Source organism: Pontibacter sp. SGAir0037, from assembly GCF_005491705.1.
Classification (GTDB): domain Bacteria; phylum Bacteroidota; class Bacteroidia; order Cytophagales; family Hymenobacteraceae; genus Pontibacter.
The window spans coordinates 1,212,846-1,237,386 of sequence record NZ_CP028092.1 but is presented as its reverse complement, the minus strand read 5'-3'; the positions used below and the strand labels follow the sequence as shown (position 1 = coordinate 1,237,386).

The following is a 24,541-nucleotide window of genomic DNA, read 5'->3' as shown; positions in this document are numbered from 1 at the left end:
ATGTGTTAAAGTTTCTAAAATTTCTCTGGCTTCAGCAACACATAGAAAAGGTAGCCGAAGGTTAAAAGGCTTGTAATGAAAAGTGCTGTCATGTTATTGAGTGTTGAATTAAACATTGTCAAAAAAGTCGATGGATTTGTAGAAGAGCCAGAAGCAGGCAATGCCCGTTCCAAGCAGTAAGATGGTCATCAGCACATGATTCATATGATTATTCGTTTTGTTGTGCCAACACATAGCCAAACCAGATGCCAGGAATTATAACAGGAGCAACCACCAAACATAACACACATTTAGTCAGGTGCTTTTATACTTTAGCAGCAGCAGAGGACAGTTTCATAAAAAAGCCGACCCTACCAAAATGGTAAGGTCGGCTTTTCATATCGGTAAGCACATTACTCAACTCAGGCCATACTCCTGCAGCTTTCTGTAGAGGGTGGTCAGGCCAATGTGCAGCCGCCGGGCAGCTTCGGTTTTATTGCCTCCGCATTGTTCCAGTATCCGGAGAATGTGGTTGCGTTCTATAGTGCTCAGGGAAGTATCGCTTTCAGCAGCTTCTGGCGAAGGTGCTGCCGTCCAGAACTCTGCCGGCATGTGCTCTGGTGTCAGTGTATCTTCATCGGCAAGTATAACGGCCCGTTCTATCACATTTTTGAGTTCGCGTATATTTCCTTTCCAGGGATAGCTCTTCAGCTTTTGCATAAACTCTTCGCTCATGCCCTGCAGGCGACGGTTCATTTTAACATTATACAGTTGCAGAAAGTGATGTGCCAGCAGAGGAATATCAGCCTGCCGTTCCCGCAGCGTTGGCACACGTATCTTAAAGACCGACAGGCGGTAATAGAGGTCATAGCGGAAATGCCCTGCCTCCGCCTCTGCCTTCAGGTCACGGTTGGTGGCAGCTACAAGGCGCACGTTTATCCTGACTGGCTTCGTGTCACCCAGTTTGGTGAAGGTTTGTGTTTCGAGCACACGCAGGAATTTGGCTTGTAGCTCTGGCGGCATCTCCCCGATTTCATCCAGAAACATAGTGCCTCCGTTAGCCTCTTCAAACAAGCCCTTTTTATCCGCTATAGCACCGGTAAAGGCACCTTTTTTATATCCGAAAATCTCGGACTCCAGCAGGTCCTTAGGAAAAGCACTGCAGTTAACGGCTACAAAAGGTTTGCTGCGCCGGGGGCTTGTACTGTGAATAGCCTGCGCAAAAAGCTCCTTCCCTACGCCTGTCTCTCCCTCCAAAAGCACCGTAGCATCTGTTACAGCTACGCGCGCTGTTAGTTCCTTTGCCTGCTTTAGGGCAGGCGTATGACCGATAATGGTGTCGAGCGTATTTTTAGGCTCTACCTGCTTCTCCAGCTCAGCCACCCGTTTGCGAAGTCTGGCTTTATCTGCGGCCCGCGCAACCGTAACGAGGAGCTGCTCGTCATTGTCTCCCTTTGTGATGTAATCGAAGGCACCCAACTTCATAGCGTTCACGCCGTCCTGTATTGTGCCGTAAGCTGTCATCAGGATCACCTCGGGCAGCGGGTATTTCTCCTTTACCTTGCGCAGGATGTTCAGTCCGTTATCATCCGGAAGCTTTACATCGCTTAGCACTACTTCTACCTCATCTGAATGGCTCTCCAGCAGTTCACAACCTTCGCGGGCCGTTCTGGCTTGCCATACGTGGTAGCCTTCCAGCTCCAGCACACGCGCCAGCACCTGGCGCAGGTTGTTTTCGTCATCTATAAGCAAAAGGGCAGCAATAGATTGCATAGGAAGTTCATCTTGTTCCAGGCAAAGCTAAAAGTTATACATCAGTAAAAACAACACTTCAACCATTATAAATTCTAAAGTAATGCCCTTTAGCACATTACCTTTTGCTGTTAAGCCTTGCGAGGAGCTGCGGCCTCAAAGAAGAGAGCCAGCCGGTAAAGGTAGTTAGCCTACTAGAGCATAACCTGTTCGCCTGATCAGGTCCAGTACAGAACAGGCGCTTCCGGAAAACGGTTTTTTAGCTCAGAGTAGAAGAAGCTGCGCAGCATGTTCATAGTCGCTGTATTGTAGACGTATTTTTTGCCGCCAAACTTATTGTACTTGAGGGACCGGTTTGCTTCATCGAAGTCGATCTGAGTATTGGGGTACCACTCCTGCAGAAGGGCTTTGGAGCCGGGTGTAAAGCGATGGCTGATCAACTCAAAGGTTATTTCACACGGGAAATCAAGTGTCTGTTCCAGCCTGTCCAGCAGATGTGTATACTGCTCCTCCCAATCCGGAACAGGCATGATAGGGGCAATGACTAATCCTACTTTATATCCTCCCCCGCCTTCTGTTTTCGGAAACGCCAGCTTACGGATAGCTGCCAGCCGTGCTTCCATCGAAGCAGTGCCACCTTCCATACGTTTAGAAATAAAGTCTGTGTTAAGGCTGATCCTGGGTTGGGTATTGCCATGGTGCGGAAGGGAGAGCAAACCATCAACCTGATCGAACTTGGATACCCATCGCAGATGCATGTTTTCCTGCTCTCCAAAGAAACGAATGGTTTCGGCCAAACTACCTGTCAGGTGCTCTATGCCCAGCGGATCGGTATAGCAGCTTGCCTCAAAAGTAGTCAGGTCCTGCTGCCTTTTATAGTTTACCAGGTTTGAAAGAATGGCCGGAAGGTTTGCAAACGCACGAATAACCGGTGGCCCCTGCAGGCTTCCGGCCAGGTAGCAGTACTGGCAGTGGGCAGGGCATCCTTCCGCCAGGTGAAACTGCCAATCAGCCGACGGGGGAATCGGCTGTAACTTAAGGGCACTAGGAGGCGCAGTGACAATGGCCAGTGTACTTTTCGCGTTGCGGTAGGTTTCGCGCTCATCCTCTCCTCGCAAGCCGGTAATGCGGTTATTCTTTAGTTCCTGCACCGGTAGTCCTAAAGTCTGCACCCTTTCATAAATCTGCTGCCCCCAGGGTTCTTCTAAAGCAGCGGGCGTGATCAGTACCTGCTTAGGCATCCATAGCTTTGGCTTGTGCTGGTTTGTTCTCGTACCTGTCTCTTCCTTCAGTGCTACTTCCATGCTAGTTTCTTTATTTTACTGTGATTGCACCTATGCAAGTACCTGCCCACCAGGTAGAAAAGGTGCTGTAAAAAGAACAAAAAAGCATGCCTTATAATTCAGGAATAAACAAATCAGGCACATTAATAAATTACTAATATTCAAATACTTAAGATTAAATATTTGTAAACTGTGCAGGTCCTGGGGCTGTTATAACAGGGTATGCAGAAATTTAATCCGACAACTGTTTTCTATACCCCGGATGCCTTGAATGAGCGCGGGAAACAGGTTTTACGCACCTACCCTGATGCAGCTCAACAAGAGCTTGTGCAGCATAACAGGCTGCCTGCACTGGATGGTAACCATTACCAGGTAAAGTCAGATGTGCTGGTACTGGGGCGCTTAAAGACGTTGGTGTGCAGAGGGAGTGGCCGAAGTTCTGATTTCATATCACCAAGCCTGGCCAACGGTTGCTTAGGTGCCTGCGCCTACTGTTACGTAGACCGAAACAAAGCGGTAAATCCTATTACGCTATTTACCAACACAGAGGAAATACTGCTGGCAGTAGACAAGCACGTGCAGAAACAGGCGTGGCCGAAAGTGCCTAACCAGACGCATGCACAGTACTACACCTACGACATTGGCTGTAACTCTGATGTTTCGGTGGATGCTGCGATCTCTGATGGAGTGCAGACAGCGGTTGATTTCTTTAGGGAACATCCGAAGGCATTTACCACCTTCGCTACCAAATTCGTGAACCGGGAAATGCTTTCCTATGATCCTCAGGAAAAAACACGCATCCGCTTCAGCCTCTTACCCCAGCAGGTGAGCAAGCTGGTAGATGTGCGCACCGACAGCCTGGCGAAGCGTGTGTCGGCTATTAACGACTTTTATCACGCGGGTTATGAAGTACACCTGAATTTCTCTCCGGTTATTGTGTATGAGGGCTGGCTGGAGGATTACAGGGAGTTGTTTGAGCAGCTAAACCAGGTAGTACACCCGAAACTGAAGGAGAAGATGAGTTGCGAGGTAATTTTCCTGACACACAACCAATGGCAGCACGAGCTAAACCTGTCTATCAACCCAAAGGCGGAAGAACTGATCTGGGCACCTGCTATTCAGGAGACCAAGAAAAGTCAGTTTGGCGGCATCAATGTAAGGTACCAGTACCAGCTGAAGGCACAGTGGATCCGACAGTTTGAGAAACTGCAGCAGGAAGTAATGCCGTGGTGTTCTATCCGCTATATTTTTTAGAAGTTAGTGCTGGTGATGCTTATTTTCTCCTACTTCTTTTAGGAAGCAGTGACTGATGATAACCGAAGGTAACAAAAGCTAGAATGTATGAATGCATCATAGCTTAACGTTATGCGCTACTTTAACAAGTTCTAATAAAGTTTATTTGCCAAATGACAATTTGTTTGTGATCAACTTCAGCTACCTTGTCTGAATGAAAGCACTAATCAACTATATTCTACAGTTTGGCAATTTAAACCAACAGCAAATTGACCTTATCATGAGTAAGGCATTAGAACAGGAACTACCTAAAGACGCATATTTCTCTGAAGCTGGAAAAGTTGCCCGACAAGTTGGATTCGTGACAGAAGGCGTGATCCGGGTTTGTTACTATAATAACAAAGGCGAAGAAATCACGAAATATTTCATTGACGAAAACAACCTTGTGGTAGATATAGAAAGCTTTAATAGTGGTGTTTGCTCCTCTGCTTATGTGCAGGCAGTTACGGATTGCAAGCTTGTTATTTTCAATAAAAAGGATTGGCAGGAACTTTTGGATACTATCATCGGATGGGAGGCAATTGTACATAAGATCATTGCAAAGGCATTAATCCTAAAAGTGGAGCGAAGAAGCCCTCTGGTTACAGAAGAGGCCACTGAACGCTATCTGAAGTTTCTGGAAATATATCCGAATGCTGTAAACCGCATTCCCCTCTCTTATATCGCCTCCTATTTGGGCATAACACAATCCTCGCTCAGCAGAATCAGAAAAAATATTAAATAGTTCTTTTTGCCAAATGGCAAATGGTTTCATTTTTATGCGAAGCATTTTTGCACTGTTAACCTTAAACATGACAAAAATGAAATCAGTATTAATTACAGGAGCCAATAAAAGTATTGGCTTTGAGTCAGCTAGACAACTGTTACAAAAGGGCTATTATGTTTATTTAGGAAGCCGAAACCTGGAGAATGGTTTAGAAGCTGTAGATATCCTTAAAGCCGAAGGGCTTACCAATGTTGAGGTCATACAAATTGACGTCACTAATCAGCAATCAGTTGATTCTGCCCGCGTTGCAATAGGCAAAAGAACAGACGTGTTAGATGTGCTGATCAATAATGCCGGGGTCTACGGGGTTAATCCGCAGAATGCGCTTAATGCAACAATTGACAATTTTAAAAACGTCTATGACACAAATGTGTATGGTGTGGTAAGAACCACTCAAGCGTTTATAGATTTGTTGAGACATGCGCATGAGCCCAGAATTGTAAATGTAAGTTCAAGCGTAGGGTCTCTGTCTCTTCAAAGCGACACTGGTTGGCAATTCCATGACTTCGCCAAATTTGCAGTTTATGCTTCTTCAAAATCGGCGTTGAATATGTACACCATTACGTTAGCTTACGAATTACGCGACACTGCCTTTAAAGTCAATGCTGTTGATCCGGGTTATACAAAAACTGACTTTAATTTTCATCAGGGCACAGGAACCGTGGAAGAAGCTGCTTCCCGAGTTGTGAAATATGCCTTGATTGACCATAACGGGCCAACGGGAAAATATTTCAGTGAAGAAACCAATCCTGAAACCGGAGAAATTCCCTGGTAAAAGCAGCACATTTTCCAGCAGCCTCCCCGTGAGTGATCTTGCTCACGGGGAGGCTCTCACTTCGCCAAACCTACGCAACGGGCTTTGGCTGCACAAAATCCATAGCGGCAGGCAAATGAATTAGCTGATTATACTGATACAAATGATTTCAATAATAAATCCTGACCAGGAAATTGTGACTTTGAGAGAGTTAGACTTTCCTAAAGAAAAAGTTTATCAGGCATGGTCAATTCCTGAGCATAGAATGTTTGGTGGGGCCCTATAGGTACGACTATTACCTACAGGGGGCTACCAGTAAATCAGAAAAGCTGCTTAATTTGCTGTTCTGATTTGCCACAGCACTACTCCTTTTCAAAAATCTTTTGCCGGTGGTTTAGTCCCCAATCCTTCAGGGCATGGATGATAGGAGTTAAGGTATCTGCATAGGGCTCAGGCCTATACAGGATCTTCACCGGATAATCATCCACCACCACCCGCTTAATGAGTTGGTGCTGCTCCAGGTCCTTCAGCTCCTTGGCCAAAACCTTGGGAGTGATGCCCGGAATACTCTCCTGTATATCGGTAAACCGTTCATTACCGACACCAACAGAAATGATAATGGGCAATTTCCATTTGCCATTGATTACGTCAAGTGTGTCTCGAACAGGTTTTATCGTGTTGAGACAGTTACAATATGCTTTTTTTGCTGCCATTGGTCCTTTTGTAGTGGTAATTCACTTTCCTTTAGGAAAGCACTATACAAATGAAAGTATATTATCGTAATTTTACAACCACAATCATTTAGGGACTTCGAAAGAATTCAAGTTGCCATCAATCGCTCAGTTGCCGCTGGAAAACTTAAAAAGGCTTGTTTGACTGGCACTTAACTTTCAGATTACCTGGTTTAAATAGCTATACCCGTTAAACAAAAACGAGTAAGAACTAAGAAAGCATTAAATACCATGGACAATAAAAAGATAGCCTATTCCATTTTAGAACTTGCCATTGTATCGCAGGGGGAAACTATACAGCAGGCCCTGCACAATTCACTGGCATTGGCAAAAGAAGCGGAAGTACATAACTACAAACGCATCTGGTTTGCCGAGCACCATAATTCAGATAACATTGGCAGCAGCGCCACCTCCCTGCTGATGGGTTACGTGGCCGAAAACACTTCTACTATCCGGGTAGGCTCGGGTGGAGTGATGCTCCCGAACCACTCACCTTTGATTATAGCCGAACAATTTGGGACATTAGCTCATTTATATCCAGGCCGTATTGATTTAGGCCTCGGAAGGGCACCTGGCACCGACCAAGCAACAGCTCGTGCTATCCGGTCAGACTTTATGGAAGCGGCACATTCTTTTCCGCAGGAAATAGAAAAGATTCAGCAGTATTTTTCTATAGAAAATAAAGGTGCCAAAGTAAGGGCTCCCATCGCAGAGGGCACCGGTGTTCCGCTGTATGTATTGGGCTCTACGACCGATAGTTCGCATATAGCGGCTGAAAAGGGATTGCCTTATGCTTTTGCCAGTCACTTTGCATCGACACATTTACATAATGCTTTACGCATTTATGAACAGGAATTTCAACCTTCGGAGTTTTTAGAAAAGCCCTATACTATTGCCGGTGTGAATGTGTTAGTTGCCGATACCGATGAAGAAGCAGAGCAGCTATTTACCAGCCTGATCAGAATGTTTGTGGGTGTATTAACCGGATCCAGAGAACCACTACAGCCGCCCACCGAAATGACCGAAGAGTTGAGAGAAATATTACAGCACCCGACTTTACATCAAATGCTGAAATATTCCTTTGTCGGCAGTAAGCAAACGGTAAAAACGCAGATTCAGGAGTTTCTGGGAGAAACGGGAGTGGATGAATTGATCACTGTATCCAACATCTACAATTTAAATGATCGTTTAAGATCTGCCAGGCTTTTTGCAGAGATCATGACGGAAATAAACGAAGGCAGGTAAAAAGGAAGGATGGATTATTTAACAGCAAACGCAGCCCTTTTTATGCCTGCCTATGGTGTGTCACTAGTGCTACTATAGGCTAGTCTCCGAAAGGTATAAAAAGCCGCTCCAGTTAAAACTGGAGCGGCTTTTTAGTAGTCCGTAGGAGGATTGCAGCTCCCATAGAACATAGGTTATTATCAATCACTTAAGTGGTGCTATTTCTTTGACTCCCCGAATCGGGCCCCACATTTAGCTTTCAGTTTGGCTGCAAATGCTAACGTTTAATTTAATTATTTTCAGATTTTCTTCAGACCTGTTTATCAGTAAAAATTACTTGCAAAGAATGTGGTGATTTAGGAAACTCTAAGCTTAATAGCGAAGAGTGTCCGGCCTATATTTCTAATTACTTACGCATATAGGCCTGATGAAGATAGTTCGAGCAGCTGCTATGTGATCTTAATAACCCGTTTTATCTCTCTCCCGTTCGGGAAAGTTAGCACCAACAGGTACATACCGTCAGCCATACCGGAAAAATCTATGGTTGTTCCGGAGGAAAGGCCATGACGTATTGGCTTTACCTGCTGCCCGATTGCATTCACTACCAGTAGGCTGAAGGGCTGCAGGTACGTGTCGGATAATTTACTGTCACTTGTCCGCTTGTTGGATTTGGATGTAACTCGACAAGCGGCTGGCATGATTGCAGTTCAGTAGCGAGTGGTTCCAACCCGTTAAAATAGGACTGTATAAAGTTGGGCAGCCCCCAGGCCACTCCTTCCGTCTCAAAGTTAAATACCCGGTACTGGACATCACAGGCATAGCCCCGCTCGTTGGGTTTATTGATAACCACCACGGTCCTGCCAGCGTCAGGATCTCCCGGAACAGGGTGTCCTCCAGAGCTGACAGCATAGAGCCTGCCGTCCGGTGCAAGCTGCAAATCTATGTATACGCCGTGAAAGCCGGGGTGGGCGGCATCCTGCGGCATGTTAGTGTAAGGGTTGCGCCGGATAATCTCCATGCCGGAGTCACTGACAGCCTGTGTATCTCCGGCTAGCAGGTCAAACTGCCAGATATGGTCCGGTGCTTGGTTGCCTACCCGGTGATCTGTGGTAGCGTAGAGCTTGGTGTTGTCCGGTGAGAAAGAGACGCCATACTGTCCACGCAGGCTGGCGAGCGGCATGTGGTTGGAGAGCCGGCCGGTGGCCGGATCGAAATCAAACAGGTCCAGAGGCCGCTGGCTGTAAAGGACCGCTACGGCCAGCTTTCTCCCGTTGGGCGAAGCCTTCATGGCCCCTTTTATTGCCTCGTCGTATACAGATGCCGGTGCAGTGGCGCCATGCGTGGCTCCTATATGCTGCACCAGGGGGGAGAGATTCCCTCCTCGGTGATAAGGTAGATATAAAATGCATTGCTGTTCCAGGCATGCGTGAGTAGCCAGAAGTCCCGGCCATTACGATGGGGTATGGCAGTTAGCTTTTCAGTAGCGTTCTGCTGCAGGAGAATGTTTTTGTGTGTAGTCACCACGTCTCCCAGGCCATTGTCCAGTTGCATGTCCACGATCGAGCACCTAACCGTCAGGGTGTAGTCCCGCCCCGGATGCGTAATGCAGTTTGCAGGGTGGCTTTCCCCGTATTCAGCTGTGGAGAAGTAACTGGCAAAAACGTAAAAGATGTTCTCTCTGCCAGGGATTGGTAGGATCAGGGCGGGCTGACTGGAAAGGTTGGTGCAGGAAGCCGGGAAATCCTGCCCGTTTGGCATCAGCCGGTGATTCCTGTTCCAGATGTTGCGCCCGTTGGTATAGAACAGGAGCTCGCCTGTGACTTTATCCGAAATGACGGCACTCCCGCCATAGGTTTTCATGGCCCCTGCCGGAAGCGGAACTGGATTGCCGTTGGCGAAATTCATGCCTACCTAATGTCCGAAGTACCAATTAGTAGCTTCTTTTTGGGCATTGGCATGAAAACCAAATAGTAGCAGGAACAAGAGGACAAGGATCCGCATAGCAGTTGCTTTCTACCACAAAATGGGCGTAACACCTAGTACGATAAATAGCCATTTATAACCCTGACAGCTACCACACTAGGTGCTACAAGGTAATTTAATTCTGCGTAACAGTCAACAGGAAATTCTTAGGCCGTTCCCGTACTACCTTTCCCTTTTCCATGAATACTCTGTATCTGGTGTTTCTGCATTGCACGTGCTACTCTTGGGGGAGAAGCACAGATGCCCTGCTCCCCAAGTTCAAAGCTGATCCTGGGGTTGCCAAAGCGGCACTTGCTCAGCTGATACACTTCCTTGATCTGCGCCACTGACTCCTGCTCTTTCTGCTCCCGCAGATTAGCTTTCAAGGTTACTAAAATTAGCCTTGCAGCCAGCCATAATCAAGCTTTACATGGTTGTACAGTCTGTAAGCCACTGGGTCACATTAGATTCGGTTAGTAAATATGACGCACCGAATCACGCTCCTTTGTATCAGGGTAAGATAAATATTCCGGTAGAGCCGGAAATGCAAAAAGCCTGCAAATCTAATATTTGCAGGCTTTTTAATGATTTTAGTTTGATAACTAGTAGTCCGTAGGGGAATCGAACCCCTGTTGCCAGAATGAAAATCTGAAGTCCTAACCCCTAGACGAACGGACCATTTTTTATCATCTGCGAGAATGTTTCCCGTTCAATGATGGTGCAAAGATAAGTGACGTTTTTTTATTTTAAAAGCTTTCCCTTCACTTTTTTCCGCAAAATCATCGTATAGCTTCTTTATCAATAACATAAAAAAATATATTGGTTTTCCCTAATGCTAATCGTAAATTCGCACATAATTTAAAAACCTCTCAAATATAGATGCTATGTCTAAAATAAAAGTTGCAATTAACGGCTTTGGCCGTATCGGCAGACTTACTTTTAAAGCCCTGCTCGAGAAGGAGAACGTAGAAGTAGTAGCAATTAACGACCTTACCAATACCAAAACATTGGCTCACCTGCTGAAGTATGACTCTAACCACGGTAGATTCAACGGAACAGTAGAAGCTTCTGATAACGGTATCATCGTTAACGGAACTGAAATCAGAATTACAGCTGAGCGTGATCCAAAGAACTTGCCTTGGGGTGAACTTGGTGTAGACGTGGTGCTGGAATCTACTGGCCGTTTCGTAGATGCAGAAGGCGCTGGTGGTCACCTTACTGCCGGAGCTAAAAAAGTAGTTATCTCTGCTCCTGCCAAAGGAAATATTCCTACTGTTGTATTAGGGGTAAACCAGAACATCCTTACCGGCGAAGAAACAATCGTTTCTAACGCTTCTTGTACGACAAACTGCCTTGCTCCTATGGCAAAAGTACTCGACGATGCTTTCGGTATTGAGAAAGGTTATATCACAACTGTTCACGCTTACACAGCTGACCAGAACCTGCAGGATGGTCCTCACAGCGACCTGAGAAGAGCACGTGCTGCTGCCCTTTCTATTGTACCTACTTCAACGGGTGCTGCTAAAGCGGTTGGCTTGGTACTGCCTCACCTGAAAGGATCTCTGGATGGTGTTGCCATGCGTGTTCCAATCCCAACTGGTTCTTTAACTGACTTAACCTGTGTTTTAAAGAAACCAGCTACGAAAGAAGAAATCAACGCGGCTATCAAAGCGGCGGCTGACGGTGAAATGAAAGGTATCCTGGAGTACACAGAAGATCCGATTGTTTCTGTAGACATTGTAGGCAACACTCACTCTTGTATTTTCGATGCTGAGATGACTTCAGCAAACGGTACACTTGTTAAAGTTGTTGGCTGGTACGATAACGAGTCCGGCTACTCTAACAGAGCTGCTGACCTTATTTCCCTGATCGGCGCTTAAGTAAGCCTTCCTCTGAAATATTCCTGTAAAGCCCACCTAAAGTGGGCTTTACTTTTTTATACCTGTGTAAAAAATCAGGAACAGTATTGATCTATATCATTATTCTAATGTTTTACGTTAAGTAAATTGTATATAGCAAAAACAACTGTTGCTTCCTTAGAATAAACCGAACCATGAAAAGAATTCTAGTACCCACCGACTTCTCTGATCAGGCCAGAAATGCCTATGAAGTTGCCCTGTCTTTAGCCCAGAGAACTGGCGCTGCCATTAAACTACTACACGTGGTAGAAGTACCCTACCCCACTACCGATTTCAGCGCAACAGGCGACATTATAACGGGAGACGGCATGAGCCAGGTGTACATTCTGAACCTGCTCGAAATAGCCAAAGGCCGAATGCAGAAACTCAAAGAGCTGGCACAGGCGTATGGTGTTGATGTGGTAGACGAGGTGGATACAGATGATATGATCCACAAAATTAAAAGCACCGCTCAAAAAGACCAGATAGACCTGGTTGTTATGGGGTCTAAGGGATCTAGCGGACTGGAGGAGTTCTTTATCGGTTCTAATACTGAAAAAATTGTGCGTGAAGCTAATTGCCCGGTACTTACCATTAAAAAGCAGGAGGCAGACTTTGTTGTTAAAAACATCGTACTGGCATCCGATTTAAAAGTGGAATTAGGAACTGCTATAGAAAAATTTAAAGCGTTTCAGGCTTTATTCGATGCCACACTGCACCTGGTTTACATCAATACTCCAGGCGATTTTGAGCCGGCCGGAAACCTGAAAAAACAAATGGAAGCAACAGCTGAAAAGTATGGCTTGCAGAATTACACGCTCAATATTTACAATGATGCCATAGAAGAAGATGGTATTTTACATTTTGCCCAGGAAATAAAGGCCGACCTGATTATGCTGGCCACGCACGGCAGAACAGGCCTTTCGCATTTATTGAGCGGAAGTATTGCAGAAGATCTTGTAAACCACACCAGCTTGCCGGTACTCACTGTTCATCTGCATTAAACCCGCTATTTTAGACTAATTTAGCATGAGCCAGAACAAAAGCCCATGCACCCTATACAGGTGCATGGGCTTTTCAGTAAAACCAACCTGGTGTTCTGCTTTTTTTACGGGGCTACTGTTTCTAAAAGGATGTAATCTGTTCCTATAATAAATTAATACGTTTACTTTGCACTGGCAAAACAAACGCGATATGCCCGAACAAACACGTATTCGTTTTATAGTTAATCCTAAGTCAGGCACAAAAAGTGGCCTCGATATAGCGTCACATATTAAACTTCACCTCGATCATCAGAAGCATCGGCACGACATCGTGTATACCGACTATGCAGGCCATGCTCCGGAACTGGCAAAGCAGGCAGCGGCGGCGGGTTGCCACATAGTGGTGGCTGTTGGAGGCGATGGCACGGTAAATGAAGTAGCACGCGGCTTACTTAATACAGAAGCAGCCCTGGCGATTCTTCCTAAAGGTTCGGGTAACGGACTGGCCAGGCACCTGAAAATCCCGATGGGCATTCGCGGGGCTTTGCGCGTTATCAACCAGGCTAAAACGTCTACAATAGATAGCGGCAGCATTAACGGCCACCCTTTTTTTACGACGGCTGGCATCGGGTTTGACGCGTACATCAGCTCGGTTTTTGCCGGAAACAAAAAAAGGGGCCTGAAAACCTATGTGGAGCTGGTGCTGAAAGAGGTATTAAATTACAAGCATCTGCCCGTTACTGCTACCATCAACGGCAATACTCTGGTAACGAATTGTTATGTAATGGCCTTTGCCAATGCTGCCCAATACGGCAACAATGCTTATATCGCACCCATGGCCGATATACGGGACGGCCTGCTGGATGTCTGCCTGGTACGTGAGCTGGACTTTCTGAAAGCTATTCACCTCAGCTACTGCATGCTCACCAGGCAAATAGCCAATGCCGATAGTGCCGAATATTTTAAAACGGATGGTGTACTGGTTGAGACAGACCACCAGATCATGTATCATGCGGATGGTGACTTTATAGGAAAAGCATCCCGTTTTAAAGTCGAAATGTTTCCGAAATCCTTGAAAGTGATCTCGCCTGCCTGACTTGTTTCTGTAACAGCTTTTAGCTACTATAAAGGCAGAAATTATTAAATTTGTAACCAGTTGTTAACTGATGTACCGGTAGAGCATCTACCTGCACTATTCCGCAGAGTGGTTTGGCAACTACTTTTAAATTTACAGGAGCAAACGCATGAAAGATAAGAACAAGAAAGGTCGCCAGGGAGTTGTTTATTCTACCAGCTCCGATTTTCAGTATGAATATGAGCAGGACCAGGAACAGGATACTCTTCCTGCGCAGCAGCAAAACCTGAAGGTAATGCTGGATAAGAAAGCCCGCGGCGGAAAACAGGTAACCCTGGTAGCCGGCTTTGTTGGAAAGGACGATGACCTGAAAGAACTGGGCAAGCTCCTCAAAAACAAATGTGGCGTAGGCGGCACGGCTAAAGACGGTGAAATTCTAATTCAGGGCGATTTCCGCGACAAGGTACTGCAGGTGCTGGTGGCAGCTGGCTATAAAGCCAAAAAAGCAGGCGGTTGATTTTCAGCCCCTACTCCATTCCCTCTACTTTCTGCAGATCTTCAGGCGTATCTATACCAAAAGTTTCGAAGGCTGTTACAGCTGTGGCAATTCTGAAGCCGTTTTCAATCCAGCGCAGTTGCTCCAGCGATTCAGCCAGTTCCAGCGAAGAAGGCGGCAACTGAGTTATCTGTTCCAGTATATCGGTGCGGTAAGCATAAATACCAATGTGCTTGTAGTACTGGTGTTGCCTGTGCCAGATGTCGTTCGGTATATTGCGGCAGTATGGAATCGGATGCCGGCTAAAGTATATAGCCTCTCCTGCTTTGTTCAGAATTACCTTAGGTGAATTAGGGTTGAACAACTCTTCGGCTGAGGCAATCTTTTTTATCAAGGTAGCCAGCTGCGTATGCGGGTTCTGCAGGCACGAAGCCAGCAGGTCTATCTGCTCGGGCTTGATAAAAGGCTCGTCCCCCTGGATATTGATTACATGCGTAAAGGTGCGGTCGTGCTGCTGGTAGGCTTCGAAGCAGCGGTCGGTACCACTCTGGTGTTCAGCTGCGGTGAAAATTGCCTTTCCTCCAAAATTCTGCACATGGGTGTGTATACGTTCATCATCAGTCGCCACTATTACCTCTGCCAGGCTTTCAGATTTTTCAGCCTGCTCATAAACACGCTGAATCATGCTCTTGCCATTAATCAGAACAAGTGGCTTGCCAGGGAAACGGGTACTGGCATAACGGGCAGGAATAATGCCGAGTATACTCATAGTGGTATAGCTAATTTTACTGCCTGCCGCTTTAAAGTACAGGCCTTGTTGATTTCAAATATACTACAAGGACAGTCAAATGAAAGGATTTAACTGGTTTTTTAGCGGTGGAATTTTGTAAGCCGCTTGTCAAACGACCAGGCACCCCCTCCTTTCAGCAGCAGGAAAATACTGCCTAAAAGCATAGCCCAATCTGTTCTGCTGCCATGCAGCATTTCCCAGAAACCTTCGTTTAATAGTACCTCCTGCTTAGTAATAAATAGAGCCACCAGCATAATAACGATCAGCGGCACAGAAGCAATGCGGGTAAACAGCCCCATCAAAAGAAGGGCTCCGCACAAAACTTCGAAGGTACCAACCAAGGGTCCGAATGCTTCCGGGTAAGGCAGACCTATTTTCTCGAAACGCCCAGCGCCCCGTGAGGCTGGGAAAAGGAACTTCTGAATTCCTTCTGATAAAAAAATAGCCCCCACCATCAGCCGGATCAGCATGGTAGTACCTGCATCATCGGTTAAAAGCAGCCTTCTAAGCATAATTTTTAAATATCCAGGTAAATGAAATTCTATTTTGCTTCAACATAGACAATGCGAATAGCAGGCATTTCCCTGCTAACGGTAGCTAAACCACAGCGGCGATCAATGGTTTCATCTAACAGGGCATATGTCAGTTCCACCTTGCTCTGCTCCTGCTTCTTAAAGACTTCCGGTATAGCATCTTCATTCTCTGGCTTATACTTTTTGCCATTCATTTCTACTTCAAAGCCGCAGCCATCTACCATGTATTCGCCAGACCAGTATATAATTGCCTCTGCCTTATCAGTTTCATTTTGTTTGCCGGTGTGGCAGGCAGAGCCGAAGAAAACAGCAGTCAGCAAAAAAATATAAGTAAGTTTATGTATCATAGCTATGTTAAATAAGCTGAATAAATTAAAACGACAGGCCCAGCTGCTCTCCTTTTTTACCGTACTCCCACACCTGTACCTGCGCTGTGTCGAAGTAGTACAGAATACATTTTACCTGCTCGTACCCCAGTTGCTTAAACCGGACGGCATAGTGATCGAGCTTGTTACGGTGTTCCGGCTCCGGTGGCGGAAACTTAAACTCTATCAGCACCACCTGCCCATTCGCAAAAACAACCCGGTCAGGCTTATAAAGATAAGCACGGGCATCCAACAGCTCTTTCTCATGCTCCACCACAACCCTGTCGGAGAAGTAAAAAGCCAGTTGCGGATGCTGCATAACCTCCTGTAGCCTGTCTTTTAACGCCGCTTTCTCCCGCTCGCTGATGATGCCTTCGTATACCATCTGGCGCAGCACATCGGGCAGTTGTGCTGCTGTTACGATTCGGGAAAGGGCATAATGCAGCTTTCGGTTTACCTGCCTTTGCTTTGCCTGCGTTTCAAAATCGAACACATTGTTGGCGTGCTGCTTTAGCTGCAGGCGCTGCGCCCAGTCACTGGACCTCAGGTAATCCAGAAAGTAAGTTTGCTCTCCGGAAGCAACCGCTCCAGAAGCTGGAGCCACTCCGCTGGCCAGCTGGTAGCAGAACTGCCCCGGCTGCCACACTTCTTTATAAACCAGGTAACGGTAAAGTATATGGCTGATGTTTCTGGCATCGCCTTCCAGAGCTTTCGCAGCCTTTCTATCGTCCACCAGGTCTCTGCCGTTCCCGATCAGGTAAAGCCTGTCGATTGGCCTTGTAAGCGCCACATACAGCATATTCAGGTTTTCGATAAAGGTCTTCTCGATCTCAGTACTGTACTGTTTATCCAGCACCGTGTTCTCCAGCTTTGAGCTCAGGGTAACAGCCACGCTCCGCATTTTGCCGGTGACGCTCACCTCATCGGGCAGATGGCTCCACATGAGCGCCCTGGTCTGCGGCTCTGTGCTCCAGTCAGCAAAGGGCATAATCACTACCGGGTAAGCCAATCCTTTGGATTTATGAATGCTGGTAATGGTAATAGCATTCCTGTCTTTGGGAGTATTAATGCTCAGTTTCTCTTTCTGCACGTCCCAGTAAGCCAGAAAGTTGTTCAGGTTGTTGCTGTTGTTCAGGCTATACTCCAGCACCAAGTCCAGGAAGCGGAACAGGTACTCGCACTCGTTGTTGTGGCCCATTAAATCGAAAATACGGATAAGCTGCTCCGTCAGCTCATAAACCGACAGGTTGCCGGTTTGCCTTTCCTTCACATCGAATCCTAAAAGGCGCAGCTGGTCGAAGAACACCTGCGGATCAGGGTCATTGGCAATGGCGGCTATGCGTTGCGTCATGTCCGTATCCGGAATTTCTTCCATCGCCACGGCACAGACCAAGTACAATGCTTCAGCTTTCGCCAAGGAATCTGCCGGTCGGTTAAAGACACGGAACAAGGCGATCACCAGGTTTATCACTTCTGCAAACTGCAGGGAAAGCGAGTCCTGTGAAATAATGTCGAACCTGCGCTCTTTCAGAAAATTCGCAATGAGTTTGCTCTTGCTGTTGGTGCGGCAGAGGATAGCAATATCTTTCCAGGTATAACCTTCTGCTTCGGCCTGCCTTACCAGTTGCAGCACCATGTTCAGCATGCTTTCGTCGTAGCTTAGGATTTCCGGGTGCTTATACCCCTCATACAGCTCCTCTGTTCTGGTGCAGGTTTGCAAGTCATATTTATAGTTAGTATCATCCGGATAAGTGAACATGAGCTGTATGTGCCCGCCATGCTTGCCGCTGCCGGGCGGCACCTGTTGCTTGAACTTATCGTCGTAAATAGAAGCAAACATGCCGAAATGCTGATGCTCTTTGCTGATGAAGGTGAACAGATCGTTGTTAAAGTCGATGATCTCGGCACGGCTGCGATAGTTGGTATTCAGATCATCAGGTTGCAGGGCATGGTTTACCGATTCATAGCGCTCTTTAATGAGCTGGCCGTGCCGGCGGTTCTGGTACAGCTTTTCTGTATGCTGTTTGTACAGGTGAAGAATCTGCTCCATTTCGCCCCCTCTCCAGCGGTAGATCGCCTGTTTGGCATCTCCCACCACCATACTGAAATGACCGGAAGCAAGGGCATTATCCACCAGGGGCAGCAGGTTATTCCATTGCAGTACCGAGGTATCCTGGAACTCATCAATCAGGATATGGTTATACTTCTCGCCCAGCCGCTCATAAATAAAAGGTACCGGTTCCTGCAACACAATATCGATGATGCGCTTGTTAAACTCCGAAATATGAACGGTATTCTTATCGCGCTTAATCTCCTGCAGGCACTTTTCCAGCTCATTTAACACCGACATTTTATACAGATGCGGCACTACTGCCTGTATTAATGTAAAAGTACCGGCATATTGCTCTTTTATCCCTTCTATATGCTCATACAGCTCCGCCAGCTGCAGCTTGATACTGTTGATCTGATTTTTAGCGGCTGCCGTTGCTTTTCCGCCATACCATTTATCATCTGCTACAGTAGTGCGGGCAAAGCTATTGCCATAGCTCAGGTCCACCTGCTTTAACCAGGTGCTGAAGTAGCTGTATATCCCTGTTTTGCCTCGGAAAAGATCATCGGGAGAAACACCGGCCTGCTCTATTAACTGCAGCGCCTGCCCGGCCGCCTCCTGCACAGCCGCCTCAACCTGTGCCTTTGTCTGTAGCAGTTGCTCGCGTATGGTTTTAAAATCCTCCAGGCTAAGCGCCTGCAGATCTGTTACAGCTTCGTAGACCTGCTCGTTCAGCAGGTTGCGGGCAAAATCGGCCAGATCGTCGGATAGCGTATTCCAGCTCTTGCCTTCGCGTGCTTTCTCCAGGGCATACTGTTCCAGCGTTTCCGATAACAGGTCGTCGCGGCTGTTCGTTACCTTATCCAGCAGCAGCGACACCGCCGTGTTTACCAGCGTCTGCGAATCCAGGTCTACCTCGAAATTATAGGGTATATTCAGCTCCCGTGTAAAAGCCTGCACAATCTTATTCACGAAGCTGTCTATCGTGCTCACGCTAAAGTCGCTGTAGTTGTAGAGAATCTGGCTGAACACGTTTGCAGCCCGCTGCCTGACCAGTTCTTTGTCGAAGCCCTCCTCCGGATACTCTTCCTGCAGATCGGCAGTGATCCCTTCCAGCAACTGCTCGCTCTTGCTTTTCTCCTTTTCCGGCAACTGCTGATCGTTAAAGCTTCGGAGGGCGGCCAGTATCCGTTCTTTCATTTCAGCGGCAGCATCATTAGTAAACGTAATAGCCAGAACAGAACGGTAATAAGCCGCATCGGGAGTGTGCAGGGCAAGCTTCAGGTATTCCTTTGTAAGGTGATAGGTTTTACCCGATCCGGCCGAAGAAGAGTATATTTTAAAAATTGAAGGCATGTAGGAAGCTGTTTTTATCAGAACCTTTAAAGATACCCACAAATTTGCATCAGACAGACTAAAAAAGGAATTAGGCCAGGAAAATTAAACTGAAATAGCCGTGCCTGCAGCACGAATATCAGGCTGCAGGCACGGCTATTTCAGCTATAGCATCAGGTAAAGGAATGCCTAGGCGTACATGGGCACTGGCTGAAGATCAGGTTGTGGTGAAATAACTTTGGCTTTATTCATGCTGGAATGAAAGATAATCCGGGCCATCGAGATAGAGTAATCCGTCATGATACACTGCTGCTGTTCGGCACTCATGGCGGCTGCTCCGTTACCCATGTTAAACTTGTTCAGTTCAATTACCTCGTCAAAACTTTGCCGGAGCATCTTTAAGGCCTTGTAGCCGGGCTCGTTCAGCAACATCGGAATTACCTGGCACACGGCGTAACCACCCTGTGCTCTTTCGTCGGCAATCATTTTACAAAGCGATTCAACTTTAACTTTATCTAAATCAGAAATAATGACAAAGAATACTTTCTTTTGCACCGCAGTACGTGCAGGGCTGCTATGCCAGATCAGGTTTCGCTTAACAGAAACTCCCTGCTGAAAAGTATCATCTTTCAATATCTTGTTCTGTATCTTAAATGCCAGTGCGCCGGAGGCAATCAGGTGAAAATCGTTGCCCTGAGAAGAAATTCTGGAAAAGTGTAACATAAGCGGGTAATTAAGGTTAGCGGTTTTCTGATGATGAATACAATTACCTGTAAGGCCTATCCTCCTGTCGCACCAGTTAAAGTGCGCAACAATTTGCAAGAAGCCTTTAAGAATACTTTTATTAAATCCTTTTGTGAATATCGCCTGAAGTGTATAGGGGCTGCTGTATATTCCAATATAGACTTACTACGAAGAAGAGTCGGTTTGGTAGCAGCAGAAGGTAAAATAATGGTGAAAGCACTCTGATGGCGGACAAACTATATTTTTTCGGTAGCAGAAGTAATAGGCCCGCTTCAAGCATGGCTGGCGGTCTGCACCTGTTTAGCAGATAGTGATGCGCCTTGGCAATTAAAATATTTTTTTAGCTAACCTGCGGTGCAGAAGCTGTTTTATCGGCTTTTTAAAAATGATTAGGAGCTACTAGTAGTTTATACCGATTATTATTTGTAATTTTGCACCCGATTTGGAATCAGTCTGAATTTTACTGATAACTGGATGTGCCGTCACATAAAGAAGCCCTGGTTGTTTTTAGTTCTTAGTCGCTCTTTTATCGTAGAGAAAGGTTAATTACAGGCTGAACCAGATATGTCATAATCCAATTATTAAGTAATTTAGATGAACAAAATCAGATTCGAAGAGCTTCCGCTTTCTGCGGAGGTACAGCGTGCTATCGCTGACATGGGCTTTGAAGAAGCCTCTCCTATCCAAACAGAAGCTATTCCTGTTGTTTTAGAAGGCCGCGACATCATTGGTCAGGCTCAGACTGGTACAGGTAAAACAGCCGCTTTTGGTATCCCAACCATCGAGAGCATTGATGAGAACGACCGTAGTGTACAGGCGCTTATTCTTTGCCCTACCCGTGAACTTGCTATTCAGGTAGCTGGTGAAATCCAGAAACTTATCAAGTACAAACCAAACATTAATATTGTGCCTATTTACGGCGGACAATCTTACGACCGCCAGCTGCGTGCCCTTAAACAAGGTGTGCAGATTGTTATTGGTACACCAGGCCGTGTGATGGACCACATCGAACGTGGTACGCTGAAGCTCGACAAGGTTAAGAAAATTATCCTGGACGAAGCGGACGAAATGCTGGACATGGGCTTCCGTGATGATATTGAATTCGTTCTGGGCCATATGCCGGAAGAACGCCAGACGATCTTCTTCTCTGCTACCATGTCTAAGCCGATTATGGACCTGACAAAGCGTTACCAGAACGATCCAGTTATCGTGAAAGTAGTGCATAAGGAGCTTACGGTAACAAACATCGACCAGGTATACTTTGAAGTGCGCAACAGCATGAAAGGTGAAGTGCTTTCCCGCATCCTGGACATGCATAACATGAAATCGGTTATTATCTTCTGCAATACCAAGCGTATGGTGGATGAACTGGTAACCAACCTGCAATCGCGTGGTTATTTTGCCGATGCCCTGCACGGCGACCTGAACCAGAACCAGCGTTCTAACGTGATGGGTAAATTCCGTAACGCTACACTGGAAATACTGGTGGCTACAGACGTAGCAGCCCGTGGACTGGACGTAGACAACGTGGAAGCGGTATTTAACTACGATCTGCCACAGGACGAGGAGGCTTACGTGCACCGTATTGGCCGTACCGGCCGTGCCGGCAAGTCTGGTAAAGCCTTCTCCTTTGTTTCCGGTCGTTCAGATATGTACAAGCTGAAGGATATCATGCGCTATACAAAAGCAACTATCCAGCTGCAGCAGGTACCTACTTACGAAGATGTAAACGAGCTTCGTACAAACAACTTCCTGGATAAAGTGCGTGAGGTACTGGAAAAAGGCAATCTTACCAAGCATATCTCAAAAATCGAGTCGCTTGTAAACGAAGAGTATACTTCTCTTGAGATTGCAGCTGCCTTGCTTAAAATGAGCATCAAAGAAGTTAAGACCAAGGAAGCAGGTAAAGAAGCCGAAAAAGGACTGGGTACAGTTCGCGAAGGGATGGACCGCTTGTTTATCACTATCGGTAAAAAAGATCGTGTGCACCCTAAAGACCTGATCGACCTGCTCAGCGAAAACAGCTCTATACCAGCCGGTAAAGTAGGCGACATAGACTTGTACGATAAATTCAGCTTTGTAGAAGTACCTTCTGAATTTACTCCGGAGATTCTTGAAAGGGTAAATGGCATCGAAGTGGATGGCCGTTCTATCGTAGTGGAGAAATCTCAGAAAAAAGGCGCGAAAGAAGATAAGCCACGTGGCGGATTTGGTGGAGATCGCGACCGTGACCGCGGAGGTTTCGGAGGCGATCGCGACAGAGGCGGCCGAGGCTTTGGCGGAGGCAGCAGATTCGGTGGCCGCGGCGACCGTGATCGTGATTCTTCCAGAGGTGGTGACCGCAGAGGCGGTAGCGGCGGCGGTTTCCGTAGAAAAAGATTTTAATTTTTTTCTGCCGTTTTATCAAGCAGACACAATTTACAATATTCAGCTATTGAAGCACTTACAGCTAAAATAGCGCCAGACAAATAAGCCAGCTTTATCAGCTGGCTTATTTTTTTGAAAAATATTTACCAGGAACACAACCTTCCTGTACCTGCATCCGTTAAAGTAGTATCATAAAAAGGTTGGAAGATTAAGCTAACTGTTTATTCAGTTAGACTTGATAAGGCTGAGATCAGACGGATCTCAGCCTTATTCTTTTTACAGGCTTCTGTTGCTCTTAACCAGAACAGGCTGTAAAAGAAAGAGGGCTGCTTCAGATGAAGCAGCCCTCTTTCTTTTTATTAAAACTGAATTAAGAATTCTCTCTAGCGGCATCGCGTAACGAACGAATATGATCGTGCGCATTTTTCACATCATGATACTGGTGTTCGATAATAGGCTTCAACTCCCCTGGCAGGTCTTTCTCAAGCGCCTCCCGGTATGCCTTTAGAGCATAATCTTCACCACGCTCGCACTCTTCCAGCACACGCTTCTTATCACGTGAAGTAAGCGCCGATTTCAGATCGATCCAGGCACGATGAGCAGTACCTTCTAACGTACCGGCCTCATTGTCGAGTTTACCAAATTTATGTAACTGATCCTGCAGCTCTGTAATCATGCTATCGCGTTGAACAGCATACTTTTTAAACAGGTCTTTCAGGTTTCTGTCTTCTATATCTTCAGAGGCTGTCTTAAAGCCTTTAGCACCATCTTTACATCTCTCAATAAGGTGATGCACAGTCGAATATACTTCTTTATTCATTTCCATAGTTTGTCGAAATTTGTTTTATACTTATAGGCAGATATACTGTTATTTGAGCTGATTTGTTGCTTTCAGCTATCTCAGGTTATCTTCTCCGGTTCCGGCGCCATAGCTCTGCCGGCCAGGTAACCGGTGGTCCAGGCAGCCTGAAAATTAAACCCGCCCGTAATGCCATCTATGTCCAGCACTTCTCCGGCAAAGTATAAACCTGCGTGCAGGCGGCTCTCCATGGTACGCATGTTCACCTCGCTAAGGCTAACGCCGCCACAGGTTACAAACTCTTCCTTAAAAGTGGTTTTACCTTTAACATCTACCTGCATGCGCAGCAAAGCCTCCACCAGCTTATTAGTACTCTTGGCAGGCATTTCTCCCCATTGTACATCTGCTGGTACTTCTGCTGCATTTGTAAGTGCCTTCCAGAGGCGCTGCGGTAAGCCAAACATGGCATTGCTGCTTACCACCTTCTTCGGGTGTGTCTGCCTGTAAGATTTCAAATGCTCGCGCAGGCTCTCCTCCGTAAAAGCAGGAATCCAGTTGATCAAGGCCGTGAAGGTATATTGCTGCTCATGGAATATTCTTGCTCCCCAGGCAGATAACTTTAAAATCGCAGGTCCGCTATAGCCCCAATGGGTGATGAGCAGCGGCCCCTTGTATTCCAGCTTTTGCCCTGCAATGCGTACTTTGGCATCCGGCACAGCAATGCCCATCAGCTCCTTGAAAGGAGAACCCGGAACATTAAAGGTAAAAAGCGAAGGGACAGGTTCCTGTATCGTATGCCCGAGTTCCCGAAGCCAGTTATACCCTGCCGACTTCGGATTGCCGCCGGTACAGACTAAAAGCTTATCGGCTTTCAAGGACGGCTTGTTGCCCAGGTGCAGCAAAAAACCATCCTGTGTACGTTCTATCCGCTCTACTCCGGTACTGCTTCTGATTTGCACCCCCAGCCGTTTTGCCTCCTGCAGCAGGCAATCGGCAATGGTTTCCGAATTATCTGTAACCGGGAACATGCGCCCATCCGCTTCTGCTTTCAGGGCCACACCTTTAGAATTGAACCAGGCAATTGTTTCGACGGCACCAAATAGTTTTAAAGCTTCTTTTAGCTGCTTTGCGCCACGCGGGTAATGCTGCGAAAACACAGTTGGCACCAGGCAGTTGTGCGTGACATTACAGCGTCCTCCGCCGGATACCAGAACTTTGGCAAGCAGCTTTGATGTTTTCTCCAGCAATATCACCTCTGCCTTTGGATTGGCTTCGGCACACGCAATGGCACCAAAAAATCCTGCGGCTCCTCCTCCTACTATAATAACTCTCATTAAATACAATGCATGCTTATGGTCCGAT

General features: G+C 46.6%; 24 protein-coding genes and 1 tRNA gene. 9 read left to right on the top strand and 16 right to left on the bottom strand.

Features of this window, described 5'->3' with window-relative positions; all coding sequences use genetic code 11:
* Window positions 1-14 precede the first annotated feature (14 nt).
* From C1N53_RS22970 to C1N53_RS05125, 3 genes are all read right to left on the bottom strand, one after another.
* Window positions 15-92, bottom strand: coding sequence for a potassium-transporting ATPase subunit F (locus tag C1N53_RS22970; RefSeq protein ID WP_137761390.1), 78 nt, complete (start codon window positions 90-92; stop codon window positions 15-17).
* A gap of 304 nt (window positions 93-396) precedes the next feature.
* Entirely contained in the window at window positions 397-1,752 is a 1,356-nt protein-coding gene (locus C1N53_RS05130) for a sigma-54 dependent transcriptional regulator (protein WP_137758300.1), read from the bottom strand.
* Between the two features lie 197 nt (window positions 1,753-1,949).
* Complete coding sequence (locus tag C1N53_RS05125) at window positions 1,950-3,035, bottom strand: spore photoproduct lyase family protein (RefSeq protein ID WP_137758299.1); 1,086 nt, start codon at window positions 3,033-3,035, stop codon at window positions 1,950-1,952.
* A gap of 201 nt (window positions 3,036-3,236) precedes the next feature.
* Between C1N53_RS05125 and C1N53_RS05120 the strand changes: the two genes are divergently transcribed.
* From C1N53_RS05120 to C1N53_RS05110, 3 genes are all read left to right on the top strand, one after another.
* Window positions 3,237-4,268, top strand: coding sequence for a spore photoproduct lyase family protein (locus C1N53_RS05120; RefSeq protein ID WP_137758298.1), 1,032 nt, complete (start codon window positions 3,237-3,239; stop codon window positions 4,266-4,268).
* 193 nt (window positions 4,269-4,461) lie between these two features.
* On the top strand, window positions 4,462-5,031 hold the full coding sequence (locus C1N53_RS05115) for a Crp/Fnr family transcriptional regulator (protein ID WP_137758297.1): 570 nt from the start codon (window positions 4,462-4,464) through the stop codon (window positions 5,029-5,031).
* 76 nt (window positions 5,032-5,107) lie between these two features.
* A complete protein-coding gene (locus C1N53_RS05110) occupies window positions 5,108-5,848 on the top strand; it encodes an SDR family NAD(P)-dependent oxidoreductase (protein WP_137761389.1) in 741 nt (246 codons plus the stop codon).
* Between the two features lie 341 nt (window positions 5,849-6,189).
* Here C1N53_RS05110 and C1N53_RS05105 read toward each other — a convergent pair whose 3' ends face one another.
* Window positions 6,190-6,540 carry a helix-turn-helix domain-containing protein gene (locus C1N53_RS05105; protein WP_137758296.1) on the bottom strand — a complete coding sequence of 117 codons (351 nt, stop codon included), beginning with the start codon at window positions 6,538-6,540 and terminating at the stop codon, window positions 6,190-6,192.
* 249 nt (window positions 6,541-6,789) lie between these two features.
* Here C1N53_RS05105 and C1N53_RS05100 point away from each other — a divergent pair, with 249 nt between their 5' ends.
* Window positions 6,790-7,803, top strand: coding sequence for an LLM class flavin-dependent oxidoreductase (locus C1N53_RS05100; RefSeq protein WP_137758295.1), 1,014 nt, complete (start codon window positions 6,790-6,792; stop codon window positions 7,801-7,803).
* A gap of 428 nt (window positions 7,804-8,231) precedes the next feature.
* Here C1N53_RS05100 and C1N53_RS22465 read toward each other — a convergent pair whose 3' ends face one another.
* From C1N53_RS22465 to C1N53_RS05075, 5 genes are all read right to left on the bottom strand, one after another.
* On the bottom strand, window positions 8,232-8,384 hold the full coding sequence (locus C1N53_RS22465; protein WP_168193965.1) for a T9SS type A sorting domain-containing protein: 153 nt from the start codon (window positions 8,382-8,384) through the stop codon (window positions 8,232-8,234).
* Window positions 8,384-9,142 carry a hypothetical protein gene (locus C1N53_RS05090; RefSeq protein ID WP_137758293.1) on the bottom strand — a complete coding sequence of 253 codons (759 nt, stop codon included), beginning with the start codon at window positions 9,140-9,142 and terminating at the stop codon, window positions 8,384-8,386. The genes C1N53_RS22465 and C1N53_RS05090 overlap by 1 nt, the downstream gene beginning before the upstream one ends.
* The gene (locus C1N53_RS05085) at window positions 9,130-9,687 is read right to left on the bottom strand and encodes a hypothetical protein (protein ID WP_137758292.1); all 558 of its coding nucleotides are present in this window, start codon (window positions 9,685-9,687) and stop codon (window positions 9,130-9,132) included. The genes C1N53_RS05090 and C1N53_RS05085 overlap by 13 nt, the downstream gene beginning before the upstream one ends.
* Window positions 9,688-9,911: 224 nt before the next feature.
* Complete coding sequence (locus C1N53_RS05080) at window positions 9,912-10,130, bottom strand: IS3 family transposase (RefSeq protein ID WP_168193964.1); 219 nt, start codon at window positions 10,128-10,130, stop codon at window positions 9,912-9,914.
* A 220-nt stretch (window positions 10,131-10,350) separates the two neighbouring features.
* A tRNA-Glu gene (locus C1N53_RS05075) sits at window positions 10,351-10,422 on the bottom strand.
* Between the two features lie 206 nt (window positions 10,423-10,628).
* On the opposite strand from C1N53_RS05075, the gene gap reads away from it, so the two are divergent.
* From gap to C1N53_RS05055, 4 genes are all read left to right on the top strand, one after another.
* A complete protein-coding gene (gap, locus tag C1N53_RS05070) occupies window positions 10,629-11,624 on the top strand; it encodes a type I glyceraldehyde-3-phosphate dehydrogenase (RefSeq protein WP_137758290.1) in 996 nt (331 codons plus the stop codon).
* A gap of 173 nt (window positions 11,625-11,797) precedes the next feature.
* Complete coding sequence (locus tag C1N53_RS05065; protein WP_137758289.1) at window positions 11,798-12,646, top strand: universal stress protein; 849 nt, start codon at window positions 11,798-11,800, stop codon at window positions 12,644-12,646.
* Window positions 12,647-12,836: 190 nt separating this feature from the next.
* Window positions 12,837-13,721, top strand: coding sequence for a diacylglycerol kinase family protein (locus C1N53_RS05060; protein WP_137758288.1), 885 nt, complete (start codon window positions 12,837-12,839; stop codon window positions 13,719-13,721).
* 148 nt (window positions 13,722-13,869) lie between these two features.
* A complete protein-coding gene (locus tag C1N53_RS05055) occupies window positions 13,870-14,217 on the top strand; it encodes a translation initiation factor (RefSeq protein ID WP_137758287.1) in 348 nt (115 codons plus the stop codon).
* Window positions 14,218-14,227: 10 nt separating this feature from the next.
* Here the strand turns inward: C1N53_RS05055 and kdsB are convergent, their stop codons facing one another.
* From kdsB to C1N53_RS05030, 5 genes are all read right to left on the bottom strand, one after another.
* Window positions 14,228-14,965, bottom strand: coding sequence for a 3-deoxy-manno-octulosonate cytidylyltransferase (gene kdsB, locus C1N53_RS05050; protein ID WP_137758286.1), 738 nt, complete (start codon window positions 14,963-14,965; stop codon window positions 14,228-14,230).
* Between the two features lie 101 nt (window positions 14,966-15,066).
* Entirely contained in the window at window positions 15,067-15,498 is a 432-nt protein-coding gene (locus C1N53_RS05045; RefSeq protein ID WP_137758285.1) for a DoxX family protein, read from the bottom strand.
* Between the two features lie 29 nt (window positions 15,499-15,527).
* On the bottom strand, window positions 15,528-15,866 hold the full coding sequence (locus tag C1N53_RS05040; RefSeq protein WP_137758284.1) for a hypothetical protein: 339 nt from the start codon (window positions 15,864-15,866) through the stop codon (window positions 15,528-15,530).
* Between the two features lie 25 nt (window positions 15,867-15,891).
* A complete protein-coding gene (locus C1N53_RS05035) occupies window positions 15,892-19,290 on the bottom strand; it encodes an exodeoxyribonuclease V subunit beta (RefSeq protein ID WP_137758283.1) in 3,399 nt (1,132 codons plus the stop codon).
* Between the two features lie 168 nt (window positions 19,291-19,458).
* Window positions 19,459-19,992, bottom strand: coding sequence for a hypothetical protein (locus tag C1N53_RS05030; RefSeq protein ID WP_137758282.1), 534 nt, complete (start codon window positions 19,990-19,992; stop codon window positions 19,459-19,461).
* Window positions 19,993-20,607: 615 nt separating this feature from the next.
* Between C1N53_RS05030 and C1N53_RS05025 the strand changes: the two genes are divergently transcribed.
* Window positions 20,608-22,398 (top strand): DEAD/DEAH box helicase, encoded by a 1,791-nt coding sequence (locus C1N53_RS05025; protein ID WP_137758281.1) that lies wholly within the window; start codon window positions 20,608-20,610, stop codon window positions 22,396-22,398.
* Window positions 22,399-22,750: 352 nt separating this feature from the next.
* Here C1N53_RS05025 and C1N53_RS05020 read toward each other — a convergent pair whose 3' ends face one another.
* Both C1N53_RS05020 and C1N53_RS05015 read right to left on the bottom strand, forming a co-directional pair.
* Window positions 22,751-23,206 (bottom strand): PA2169 family four-helix-bundle protein, encoded by a 456-nt coding sequence (locus C1N53_RS05020; protein ID WP_137758280.1) that lies wholly within the window; start codon window positions 23,204-23,206, stop codon window positions 22,751-22,753.
* A 74-nt stretch (window positions 23,207-23,280) separates the two neighbouring features.
* Window positions 23,281-24,513, bottom strand: coding sequence for an NAD(P)/FAD-dependent oxidoreductase (locus C1N53_RS05015; RefSeq protein ID WP_137758279.1), 1,233 nt, complete (start codon window positions 24,511-24,513; stop codon window positions 23,281-23,283).
* Between the last annotated feature and the right edge of the window lie 28 nt (window positions 24,514-24,541).